The organism is Parafilimonas sp. (assembly GCF_047606085.1).
Taxonomy (GTDB): Bacteria; Bacteroidota; Bacteroidia; order Chitinophagales; family Chitinophagaceae; genus Parafilimonas.
Map to the genome: position 1 here is coordinate 1 of NZ_JASGEX010000137.1, position 11,471 is coordinate 11,471.

General features: G+C 39.0%; 11 protein-coding genes. 5 read left to right on the forward strand and 6 right to left on the reverse strand.

Features of this window, described 5'->3' with window-relative positions; genetic code table 11:
• Together QM629_RS11980 and QM629_RS11985 are read left to right on the forward strand one after the other, a co-directional pair.
• Positions 1 to 494 (forward strand): type IV toxin-antitoxin system AbiEi family antitoxin domain-containing protein (locus QM629_RS11980; RefSeq protein WP_415160111.1); only part of this gene is annotated, 494 nt, incomplete at its 5' end.
• 34 nt (positions 495 to 528) lie between these two features.
• Positions 529 to 1,320: a nucleotidyl transferase AbiEii/AbiGii toxin family protein gene (locus tag QM629_RS11985; RefSeq protein ID WP_415160112.1), complete on the forward strand. Its 792-nt coding sequence runs from the start codon at positions 529 to 531 to the stop codon at positions 1,318 to 1,320.
• A gap of 224 nt (positions 1,321 to 1,544) precedes the next feature.
• Here the strand turns inward: QM629_RS11985 and QM629_RS11990 are convergent, their stop codons facing one another.
• A complete protein-coding gene (locus QM629_RS11990) occupies positions 1,545 to 2,300 on the reverse strand; it encodes a M15 family metallopeptidase (protein WP_415160113.1) in 756 nt (251 codons plus the stop codon).
• Between the two features lie 343 nt (positions 2,301 to 2,643).
• Here QM629_RS11990 and QM629_RS11995 point away from each other — a divergent pair, with 343 nt between their 5' ends.
• Positions 2,644 to 4,332: a S8 family peptidase gene (locus QM629_RS11995; RefSeq protein ID WP_415160114.1), complete on the forward strand. Its 1,689-nt coding sequence runs from the start codon at positions 2,644 to 2,646 to the stop codon at positions 4,330 to 4,332.
• A 349-nt stretch (positions 4,333 to 4,681) separates the two neighbouring features.
• Here the strand turns inward: QM629_RS11995 and QM629_RS12000 are convergent, their stop codons facing one another.
• Together QM629_RS12000 and QM629_RS12005 are read right to left on the reverse strand one after the other, a co-directional pair.
• Complete coding sequence (locus tag QM629_RS12000) at positions 4,682 to 5,377, reverse strand: response regulator transcription factor (RefSeq protein WP_415160115.1); 696 nt, start codon at positions 5,375 to 5,377, stop codon at positions 4,682 to 4,684.
• Positions 5,374 to 6,873, reverse strand: a complete 1,500-nt coding sequence (locus tag QM629_RS12005; RefSeq protein ID WP_415160116.1) for a sensor histidine kinase — start codon at positions 6,871 to 6,873, stop codon at positions 5,374 to 5,376. Before QM629_RS12005 ends, QM629_RS12000 begins: the two co-directional genes overlap by 4 nt.
• Before the next feature lie 120 nt (positions 6,874 to 6,993).
• Between QM629_RS12005 and QM629_RS12010 the strand changes: the two genes are divergently transcribed.
• A complete protein-coding gene (locus QM629_RS12010; protein WP_415160117.1) occupies positions 6,994 to 8,208 on the forward strand; it encodes a redoxin domain-containing protein in 1,215 nt (404 codons plus the stop codon).
• 459 nt (positions 8,209 to 8,667) lie between these two features.
• On the opposite strand, the gene QM629_RS12015 is transcribed toward QM629_RS12010, so the two are convergent.
• The 3 genes from QM629_RS12015 to QM629_RS12025 form a co-directional block, all read right to left on the reverse strand.
• Positions 8,668 to 8,970 carry a phosphatase PAP2 family protein gene (locus QM629_RS12015; RefSeq protein WP_415160118.1) on the reverse strand — a complete coding sequence of 101 codons (303 nt, stop codon included), beginning with the start codon at positions 8,968 to 8,970 and terminating at the stop codon, positions 8,668 to 8,670.
• A gap of 81 nt (positions 8,971 to 9,051) precedes the next feature.
• On the reverse strand, positions 9,052 to 10,374 hold the full coding sequence (locus QM629_RS12020) for a carboxypeptidase-like regulatory domain-containing protein (protein ID WP_415160119.1): 1,323 nt from the start codon (positions 10,372 to 10,374) through the stop codon (positions 9,052 to 9,054).
• Positions 10,367 to 10,942, reverse strand: coding sequence for an RNA polymerase sigma factor (locus QM629_RS12025; RefSeq protein ID WP_415160120.1), 576 nt, complete (start codon positions 10,940 to 10,942; stop codon positions 10,367 to 10,369). The genes QM629_RS12020 and QM629_RS12025 overlap by 8 nt, the downstream gene beginning before the upstream one ends.
• 215 nt (positions 10,943 to 11,157) lie before the next feature.
• Here QM629_RS12025 and QM629_RS12030 point away from each other — a divergent pair, with 215 nt between their 5' ends.
• Entirely contained in the window at positions 11,158 to 11,445 is a 288-nt protein-coding gene (locus QM629_RS12030; protein WP_415160121.1) for a hypothetical protein, read from the forward strand.
• Positions 11,446 to 11,471 lie beyond the last annotated feature (26 nt).

An 11,471-nucleotide genomic window follows, 5' to 3' on the forward strand; every position in this document is an offset into this window, starting at 1 on the left:
CGCAGGAATATTTTGTAGTAACGGAATATCCTGTCTTAAGGCCAACCAATAAAAAAGGGATTAAAATAAATTATATCAGTACAAGGCAACTGCCACCTGCCACGCTTATTGAAAAGAAGAAAACAGAAACAGGTTATATCAACGTTTCAAACCCGGTACTGACAGCCATTGATTTGGTCAATTACGAAAAGAGAATCGGCGGATTAAGCCGTGCCGTAACCGTAATCAATGAACTGTTGGAAAATATCAAACGCAAAGACATCACACAGGAATTAGTTGCTTATACCAATACTACATCATTGCAGCGCTTTGGGTTTATTCTGGAAGAAATACTTAATGAACAAGGCCTCGCCGGTAAACTGTATTCACTTTGCAAAAAATCAGGTGTTAAGTTTTATTCCATTCTATTGAAGGCATCAGGCGGGAAAAACAATGAGCCGGTGAATGACAAATGGAAAATAATGATTAATACAGACATTGAGCTTGACGATTGATTTAGGCAAAACGAAAATCAAATTTTAAAAAATAATGATACCCCGGGCATACATAACGGAATGGGGCAACATCGTTCCCTGGAAAACAAATGAGCAGGTTGAACAAGACCTTGTTATTTGCCGGGCATTGACAGAAATTTTCAGCAATAAATTTTTGGCAGGCAGTTTAGCTTTCAGAGGTGGAACAGCTTTGCATAAACTTTACCTGCAACCACAACCAAGGTATTCAGAGGATATTGACCTGGTTCAAATCCGGGCAGAACCAATAAAAGAAACTATACAACAACTTCAGAAAACGCTTTTGTTTTTAGGAAAATCAAACGTAACGCCGAGGAAGGACAACAATACAATTTACTACAAATTTGAATCGGAACTTGCGCCTGTCCAGGTTTTAAAACTGAAGGTGGAAACCAATTGCAGGGAGCATTTTTCTGTTTTAGGCTGGGAGAAAAAAGACTATGAAGTAACGTCAGGTTGGTTCAACGGAAAAAGTCCAGTAACAACTTACAAATTGGAAGAACTTTTAGGAACAAAACTCCGGGCATTATATCAACGAAGAAAAGGCAGGGATTTATACGATTTATGGAAAGCATTAACAAACGCGAATCCCAATGCTGGCCTGATAATACAATGCTATAAAGCGTATATAAAGTTCTCTTTGGGTAAACCGGTACCGACCAAAAAAGAATTTCTGTTGAATATTGAACGTAAGAAAACTGACAATGAATTTTTAGGCGACACTATTGCTTTGCTCAGGCCAGATGAAAAATACAATCCGGATGAAGCATTTCAGCTTGTAACAGAAAAATTAATTGAAAAAATGTAAGGAAATGACAACTGATAGTTTATAAACGATAAATGTAAAATCAAGCATGGTTAATTAAGAAACGATTGTCTTTTGCATTTCCAGAAAAATCAAATGGTCCAGAATGTGATTAGTTCAAATTTCCAGTGTTGAACCTATTTTAGGCATGCACACTCATCACTCATTTAAGATACGGCAATTTATAATTATCACGGAACTATAATGTCCCGTAAAATTACTGCAAACTATCTGCGCTCTGACTTGTTTACAAACTTTTCCAGCTCGCCATGCGGTATATCTACCAGTTCATAATCCAGCGCAGGCAGGTAATCGTAATGCCACCATTCAGATTGCGCTACTTTAAAATGATACTTTGTCATTACAGAAATAATCAATGTTCTGTTACGCAATACAACACTGTCTTTAATGTTGGGATAATCCGAATTGGCAACCGGTGCAAGGCAATCAAATGGTGTTGGCATGTCAAGCTCTTTTTTCGTTTTTAAATCAATTAATGTCATATCAACCGTTATGCCGCGGTTATGCCGGCTGCCCCGCCAGGGTTTTGCAATATAGTTTGAATCGGGAATGCGCTTATACATATAGCAGGTAACAGTATATGGCCGGTAAGCATCATACACTTTTATGCCAACGCCATATTTTTTAAATTCCTGCTGCGCAGAATCCAGCGCTTTGGCAACCGGCAGGCGGATTACATCTGAAGCCTTGTCGTACATTTTGGTGTACATAAGGTTTTGCGTGGTGGCATACTTCATGTCAAGCACAATACCCGGTACATATTTTTTTAAATGTACAAAAGCCTTATTGCTGTCGGAATCAATTGTTTTTTGCAACCGGGCTGTTGAACTGATAACATACAAACCATATTGGTTTTTTGCTGTATCCTGGGCCTGTGAAAATGCTGATACATAAAGCAGTGTTACGAACAGCATAAAGCACCGGCTGGTAACTGTTAAACCTTTATCAATTTTTGCAACCATGTTACAAAAATACATTTACTTTGAAATCTTCTGAATAATATTTAATCTGTTGTACTATTAAATCTTTAAATAAAAAAATTGTAATTTATCAAGGGAAAAGCAGGTTCCCGCCTTCCCGAATCAAGCCCGGACAGATCGCGGGAATTACCCCGAAATAATCCGGGGCAGGACTGTGTAAGAGGCTGAGCTGATATCTTACACGATTATAAAGCAAGTACAAATGCACGCTCTTGCCCGTCATGCCCGATATAGATTGGGCATCTGCTCTCAAAATACTAATTCAGCTTTTAACAGCATAAAACGTTACTATTTATTCCGAATATTTTTCATCAATCACATTTACATGAATTTATTATCAGTCAGCATTAAAAAACAATGTATCAGGGTTATCGTTTATATTTTCACTTTTTCATTTATAAGCTCAATGCAGGCGCAGGATGCAAAAGAAGATATAGGCAGATATACAGCCAAAGACTGGCAGTTAACGGACCTTGCCAAAGACAGCATATATGGCGCCAGTGTTACCAAAGCCTATGATGAATTATTGAAGGGCAAAACAAGCCGCCAGGTTGTAGTGGCTGTAATTGACGCCGGTATTGATACAGCGCATGAAGACCTGGTTGGGCATATATGGACCAACACCAAAGAAATACCCGGCAATGGTATTGACGATGATAAAAATGGTTATGTGGATGATGTGCATGGCTGGAATTTTTTAGGCGGAAAAGACGGAAAAAATATTGAACAGGAAGGCCTTGAATCGTACAGGGAATATTATCGCCTGAATAAATTATTTGGAAATGTTGCTGATAGCACAGCAACGCCTGAAAACAATAAAGAGTTTAGCGAATGGCAGGAGCTTAAACAGCAGCATACGCAGGATTCAGTTAAAGCAACCGTTATTATATCAAGGGTTACGCCACTGGTAAATATGTTCAATGAAACAGACAGCACCTGGAAAAACATTTTGCACAAGGACACGATAACTGTTGCCGATATAAAAAATGATAGCGCGGCAGACAGTGCAGCAACTGGCGGCTCAACAAAATTGGTGCTTGATTTTTATGCTCAAAGAAGAATACCGGAAACCGTACCGCTTGAAGAATTAGCTGCCGAAGCAAATGAATATGTTCAGCAGCAGCAACAGTTGCTGGCCAGTTTTGCAACAGACCCCGATGCACAGCGGCAGGATATTGTAAAGGATAATCCAAATGATATCAATGATAAAAATTACGGTAATAATAATATAGATGCAGGAACGCCAACACATGGTACACATGTGGCAGGCATTATTGCTGCAACAAGAAATAATAATATTGGCATGAATGGTATTGCAGACAATGTACTGATTATGCCGGTAAGGGCAGTGCCTGATGGCGATGAAAGGGATAAAGATATTGCGCTGGCCATTCGCTATGCAGTTGATAACGGTGCAAAGATTATTAACATGAGTTTTGGCAAGCCCTGGTCGCCCGGAAAACAATGGGTGGATGATGCCGTAAAATATGCGGCTGCAAAAGATGTGCTGATCATACATGCCGCCGGTAATGATGGTAAGGATATTGATACATCAAATGATTTTCCAAGCCCTGAATTTTTAAACAATACAGGCAAGGCTGTTAATTACATTACTGTTGGCGCCAGCGCAGGTGGCCCGGACAGCCTGTTAGCTGCCCCGTTTTCCAATTACGGCTCAAAAGAAGTGGATGTATTTGCGCCAGGTGTAAATGTGTATTCAACCATACCCGGCAGTAAGTATGCATCTTTCAGCGGTACCAGCATGGCGGCGCCTGTTGTTACCGGGATTGCCGCGCTTGTTTTGGAGTATTATCCCAAACTCAGTGCAACACAATTGAAGTATGTAATTGAACATTCGGTAACGCCTTTGCCTGATGATGTGGTGATCAACCCAGGCAGCAGCGATCCGGTTAAGTTCGGCACTTTATCAAGAACGGGTGGCATTGTAAATGCTTACAATGCACTGAAGCTTGCGGAAACGATAAAAGGAGAACGAAAGAAAAAGGTTCTATAGAGCTTCTATATTTTGTTTCTAAACATCAAAAGATTTCTCAACACTTCTGCACAGCCTGACCGGATTTGTAATTCAGCTAATCAATGAATGCACATTTTATGCAGCGTGGAATATAATAATGCTGTTTCATATCTGTATTTAATGAGCTAATCAATTCAATTTGTGCCAGTGATATTTAAATTTCGGAAAAATACATATCATCTGCATATTTATTTACGAAAACGTTGCAGAATGTATTAAAGGTTTCCGGTTGTTTGTTACATGTATTAAAAATACAGGCAGCTTTAACCTGAAGCAGGCTAATTTGTAAACTGTAGCAAAAAAACAGATGGTTATTATTAGCATAACGTTAGTACGTAATTAACTTATAGCCTAAACCTCTTATGTTGATAATCTTTACAGATGCATCAGCACGCAGGTATTTTCTTAATTTGGATATAAAAACGTCAAGACTTCTGCCGGAAAAATAATCTGTATTACCCCAAAGCTGCAGCAATACATCATTCCTGCTAACGGTATAATTAAGATTCAGCAGTAAAAGATGCAACAAATCTGCTTCGCGGGATGTTAATTGCACGTCTCTGTATGATGATATAAGCTTTCCTGCGGGATAGTAAAAAATAAACTGCCCTAAAGTCCATATAATGCTTTCTGAATTTGAGAGGGTTGAAAATGGTTGCCCTTTTTTCAATAAAGCTTTCATCCGTGCAATCAGTTCCGCTATGCTAAATGGTTTTTTTAAATAGTCATTACCGCCCAACTCAAAGCCTTTTACAACATCTTCTGTTTGCGACCTTGCTGTTAAAAATATAACAGGAGTTGTTGTATCTGATTTTCTTAATTGTTTTACCCAGTCAAAGCCATCACCATCAGGCAACATAACATCTGCTACAATAATATCAGGAAGGTTTTTATGATACTGTAATGTGGCGGCTGACAGAGCAGTGACGTGTGTTACATCGAACCCTTTTGCATCAAGGCTTTCGCGGACAATTTCTGCCAACGTTAATTCATCTTCTATAAAAAGTACTCTTCCCAAATTCATAACGGCCAATATAAAATTACGGTGGTGCCTTTTCTTTTAACACTGGTTAACTCTATTTTTCCGTTATGCGCAGTCATTATCTCCTGCACATAATTTAATCCGAGGCCAAAGCCTTTCACAGTATGATTGGGTTTAGGCTCTCTGTAAAACTTTTCAAAAACATGTGGCAGGGACCTGGCTGCAATACCCTCTCCATAATCTGTGCATTGTATGCAAAAATTATTGCCTCTGTTATAACAGGTAATCTCAATCTTGGCTTTATTGTCAGAATATTTAATGGCATTGTCCAACACATTTATCATTGCCTGATGAAATAATAATTTATCTGCCTGAATCATGTTTGTTTCTGATTTATTTTCATAAGTATAGCATACGGGCTTGCCTGCTGTTAATGTTAAGGCCTCTATTATATTTTTTATGCTGGCTTCTATGAGTATAGGTTCTGCTTGTAAAGCCACTTTATTTTTTTCATAGATGGAGATGTTTAGGATATTATCTATCAGTTTTGCCAGCCTGTTAAGCTCACTTTTAGCATAGCCTAAATAACGGGTTGTTTTATCTTTTTCCCTGCTGAAATCAGCGTCCTGCAGCACTTCTACAGCAGCAGATACTGTTGCTATAGGCGTTTTAAGCTCATGTGTAATATTATTAATAAAATCATTTTTAATAACGCCAAGCCGTTTTTCCTTTAATAATGCTTTTATCAACAGCATAAGGCAGCATCCTACAAGCAGTATTAATAATAAGGACCCGGCTAATACCCATTTCATTTGAAACAGCACATAGCTTACCGGGTTTTTAAAAACAGCTCTTACATATTGCTCGTTATACGTCCACCACTTATAGGTAGAAAAAGCTTTTGTGGCTATTGCTCCCGAATGTAGCAATGAATCAGAATGGATGATATAGTTAAACGTACTATCTGTTTTACTTGTATGAAAATAGAATGGAGCATGAATATCTCTTTTATTAAGATATACCTGAAAAACAGGGCGCAGACGATTTGTATCGAAGCCGTACTCCTGTATTTTGTCTAACATAAAATTGCCAAGGCTTTGGGTGCGGTAATACACTATATGATTTTCCAGGTCTTCATTTCTCAGGCTTTTGGCAAAACGAATGGCAATTTGTTTTTTATACAAAGTGTCTTGTTCTTTTAAAGCGTCTTTTAACTCCGAATGGCTGAACGTAGTGAAGTCTTTTTTGTTTTTTACATCGGTAATTGTAAAAGCCTGCCGTTTTGCATATTCAAGGTATTTACCTGATATTTTAAAAGCAGATGTATCCATCAATTGCTTTACAAGTAATTGTTCTATTGTATCGCAGCGCAACTGAAAATCCTTTTTAATGGCATCTTCAAATGCAAGGTTTATAGCTCTTTCAAAATTAAAAAGCGATACTTTATAATAATTCCTTATCCATAAAAACTGCAGCACAATAACTCCTGCTGTTGCCAGCAGGCATACAGCCAGTAATATCCGGGTATTTTTTGCCACTTTATAAAAATAGACACTAAACAGGACTGTTCCTGTTCGTTAACAAACGATAACGTTCAATAACGGGGATTAACACAGTCAGGGCTACTCCGAATTTACTTTTGTGTAACCAATCAAGCCATGAAGGTTAAATTTGTGTATATCTCTTTTATAGTGTCTTTATGCACTTACGGACAGGAGCCTGTATTGTCCATGGGCAGCCGCTTTCCGGATATGATGATAGCCAATATCAGCAATGCACCGATAAAGGAATTTTATTTAAATAAGGTAAAGGATAATAAGTTTTATATTCTGAATTTTTGGGGCACATGGTGCAGTCCTTGTATTCCCGAAATGGATACTTTGGCAAAACTGCAAAAGCAAAATGCAGAGAGAATACAAGTTATAGCCATTTCTGACGATGACGAGGAACGTAAATCTAAATACCTTAAAAACAAACCTTCCGGTATATGGCTGGCAACAGATACGGGCTACACGCTTTACAATATGCTAAGCTTTATATCTGTTGGACAAAGCGCCATTATAAATCCTGATAAAAGGATTGTAGCGTTGGTTCAAACAGACTCCATCAACCAGCAAATGATTAACAGGCTGCTGCGCCGCGATACAGTAAAAATGAGCGCCGGTATTAAAGAATCTATGATTAAGGCAAATGAAGATGCTTTTGGTGTAGATTCTCTTACGCAACACAGCTTTACTATAAGGGGATATAAGAAAGGGCAACAAACAATGGGTAAGCGCTATTTATCGGGAATATACAAAGGCCGCCGCATTAGCTGGTTCAATGTAACAATAGGTTTATTGTACAGAACAGCGTATAATATAAAATCATATAAAGTACAAGAGTTATACGATAGCACTGTTACGGAAAAAGATGTTTCTGATTTTGAAAACAAAAGCACATTGTATTGTGTTGATTTATTGATGCGGCCGGAACAAAAAGACAGCCTGTTTTATTACCTGCAACAATACCTGAACGCTTTTTTGCCAGTTAAAGCCCGCTCTGAAAAAAGGGTTATGCCTGTTTACGTTTTAAAAAGAAAAGACGCAGGTGCATTAAAAATAACTTTATCTGAAGCAAACGAATCTTCTTTCGGCTTTAGTGGCAAAGGTTATGACGGCACCAAAGTTTTGGTAAAAGATTTTGCGGAAGATTATCTTGACAATGAGCTGGGCTTACCTGTTGTTGATGAAACAGGGCTACCTGGATATTACGACATAAAGACAAATGTAGAGCAACGGGATGAAGCAGGCATTTTAAAATCAATAGAAAACATAGGATTTGTGGTTGAAAAGGCAGAGCGGAAGATGCCTGTGATTGTGTATTATAAGTAATATCTTTATTTATCAGTCAATGTCATTTAGGTAAGGCTTTATTTTGTAAAATATTCATATTCCCCGACTGATTCGGTCAGGCGCGGAATATTGAGTGTTTTTCTTAATTAAACGGCATTGATTTATCAGTATTTATTTTTTAAAAAGTTAAGGTTGATTTAGAATAAACAGATGCTTTTTCCGTTTTGAACCTGCAACTTGCCAAAATGATAAAACAACAAAAATGAAAAAAAATTTTAGGGAATTTTTTTAAAATTACATTGTTGGCATTTTTAACCAATGTATTCACGATCACGGCTGTCATCTTATTTCCGCAACCATCATTTGCCGATATTTTGGTTTTATCAGAAAAGAAAGATTGTAGAGTTCAGGATTATTACTAATACCCATGTCCCGCCATTCGCCACTCATTACTCATTAGCTACCGTCTCATAAACCCAGGCATAGGGCAGTACCGGTTCACAATAAAGCTCCTGCCGAAACATCTGAAGGATAGTGCACGCCAAGATATAAACGGGAATAACCAACAGCGCCCGCCCACATAACAGATGGCACTATAACATACCATTTGGGATATGCCTTCATAAGGCTGACGGCATTACCAAAAGCGGAAGAACTGTGCCCCGAAGAAAAAGAATAAGATTTCGGCTGATGTGCTGCGGTTAAATGAATGTTGTTTACAAAAGGCCGGGGACGCCTCATGATTTTCTTGACTATTACAGTAACGATTACCGCAGTGGCCGTGCTGCCGGCGATATACAAGGCATCTGCATATCCTAATCTGCTGCAAGGGTTTAAAACAGTGAAGGCAGCAGAATGAAAAACGGTAAGATATGCCTTGCCCTAAAAACTAATTATGACCTTTGTTTTTTCCTTATGTGCAGGCGGCGTCCATTTAGGGCCGTTTTTGAGTATTTCCACCGCTTTTATACTGTGCGCATCATTAGGTGATCTGGTTACCTGAATATTGTATGGATTGCCGGAATTGTCTATTAAAAATTCTAATTCTACCAAATCATTTGGGTTCGTAATGGCAGATGCGGTAGTATCTTTATCAAGCTGTGTAAGCACATAATGATTAAAATGCTGCCATCCGCCAACAGGCATGGCAGAATCCCCGGCTATATTCTTTTGCTTACGCAAAACAGACCCGGTGATATTGCTTTTTTGCTGAGCGCCGTAACCAATAACTACCACATCGTTTAAGGCAGCATTTTGTTTTAAAACAATAGGTTTATTAAAGCCCCGGCGCAGGGCCTGGTTTCGGGAATCGTAGCCCACTGTGCTCGCCGTAACATGTAATAAAGTATCATTTTTTTGCAGGTTAAAGTAGCCATTCACATCTGTTAAAGCAGCCGCCTTCTGGTCTGCAGACACTACCGAAACGCCGGAAATAGGCTTATTGCTTTCATCAACCACTTTGCCCGAAAAACCTGCAGGCAAAACAGAAAGCCCGCTGATTTTTCCCTGTAAGCTGGCCTGCAGGCTGTCTGCATTTACAACCGGCGCAAAAGCGGTGGAATATGATCGGGACATCATTGTTTTTTCCCGGGGAGGCGCTGCTGCGCTGGCCACCTCTGTTTTATAAGAATCGCTTTCTGCTTCCGTTTCATTTAAAACTTCATTGCCTGCGACAGGCGTTTTTTTGTTTTCTGATTTCTTTTTTGCGGCTGATGGCGGTGCCTGCTTCACTGCCTTGTTTTCAGCAGCCGGTAAATTCGTATCCGGCTGTTTTGCCAATGCTGTTGTATTGGCGGTTGTTATGGCAGAATCTTTTACGGGCCCGTTTTTGGGAGCTTCCTGTTGTGTTTTTGCTATCTCTGTTTGTTGTGTTGAAGAGGATGGCCTTATAAAAAAAGATATTGTCAGCCCGGCGCCTGCCAGCACAATAACCAATGCGGCGATATTCAGCCATTGCTTTCTTTTATTGAAGGAAACAAGTTTTGTTTTTTGCTTTTCTGCAAACAGGCCGGCATTAATTTCATTCAAATGTTGGCTGGCTGTATTCAGATCAGCCTCATTAAAACCTTCAATGGCATCCGCTAAAAAAGGATCCTGCAGGGCAGCCTTTTCCAGTTCATGCATCTCTGCAGCCGGCATTTTGCCCTGCAGGTAACGCTGAATATCTTCAAACGAATAATTGATATGTTGTGATGGCTCAGCCATTTTTTTCCATACAGATTTTTAAATTACGCCGGCCATTCTGGATAAGGCTGCGCACCTTATTCCATTCATAACCGGTTTGCTCCACTATTTCGTTATAACATTTGTTCTCTAAATAAAACAACCGGATGCTTTGCCTCTGCTCATCCGGCAAATGTTCTATACAAAATTCCAGCTTTTTTAATTCGCTCTCTTTTTCAAGCACACTGTCAAGATGCGTAAAGTCTTCCGATTGCATAACTGTTGGTGTAAATTCCACAGTCACCATTTTTTTGTCTTTGCGCAACTGCATCAGGCAATGGTTTTTTGCCACTACGTACAACCAGCTTTTAAAATTATCCACTTCATGCGCTGGCAGCTTTGTTAAAAGTTCCTGGTAAATATCCATCACGGCATCTTTCGCTGCTTCCGCATCTTTTAAATATTTCATGCACACGCCGTAAACAAGATCGGTATAGCGCAGATACAATTGGGCGAGCAGTTGCTGATCGTTATGCTTTTTAAAATCAAGCAGCAATGCTTCATCCGTTAAAGATGCACTGGCGTTTATATGTTTAAGCTGCGCGGGCAATTTTTATTATTTAGCATGCAGGTATGAAAACACAAAGATGCACAAAGCCTGGCGGCCTTCGTGCCTATTGTGGTTAAAATTTAAAAAGGATTTAAAAAAAAATTCAGCCTTTATGTAATTCAAAAATTTTTTGCATCTGTTTATACAGTAACGTGGTCAGACGCTTCAAAGCGTCAGGCCAATAGCGGTGAAATCCCAATCATTAAATTTTTATTATGAAAATCATTACCTGCATCCTGTTGGCCCTGCTTTCTTTTTCAATAGTAAAAGCGCAGCAAAAAGCAAAACCGGCATATCCGTTTGCAGACAGTTTAAGCAATGGTGTTTTAAGGTTGCCAGCAATAAAACTTACCTATAAAGGAAACAGCAATCATTTTGATATTTACACTGCAAAACCGGATAATATGTATGTAATAAAACCCGACAACACTGTACATTTCAATATGCCAACGGGCAATTACGGGATAATAAGAATCCCCATCTCAAAACCTAAAGAAAAGTAATTGCGCGACCGTTAATCAACCAGTAA

Bases quoted from the DNA above. Each gene is read 5' to 3' on its own strand.
- QM629_RS12010 (WP_415160117.1), top strand. From the start codon at position 6,994: ATGAAGGTTAAATTTGTGTATATCTCTTTTATAGTGTCTTTATGCACT.
- QM629_RS12020 (WP_415160119.1), bottom strand. From the start codon at position 10,374: ATGGCTGAGCCATCACAACATATCAATTATTCGTTTGAAGATATTCAG.
- QM629_RS11990 (WP_415160113.1), bottom strand. From the start codon at position 2,300: ATGGTTGCAAAAATTGATAAAGGTTTAACAGTTACCAGCCGGTGCTTT.
- QM629_RS11985 (WP_415160112.1), top strand. From the start codon at position 529: ATGATACCCCGGGCATACATAACGGAATGGGGCAACATCGTTCCCTGG.
- QM629_RS12000 (WP_415160115.1), bottom strand. From the start codon at position 5,377: ATGAATTTGGGAAGAGTACTTTTTATAGAAGATGAATTAACGTTGGCA.
- QM629_RS12030 (WP_415160121.1), top strand. From the start codon at position 11,158: ATGAAAATCATTACCTGCATCCTGTTGGCCCTGCTTTCTTTTTCAATA.
- QM629_RS11995 (WP_415160114.1), top strand. From the start codon at position 2,644: ATGAATTTATTATCAGTCAGCATTAAAAAACAATGTATCAGGGTTATC.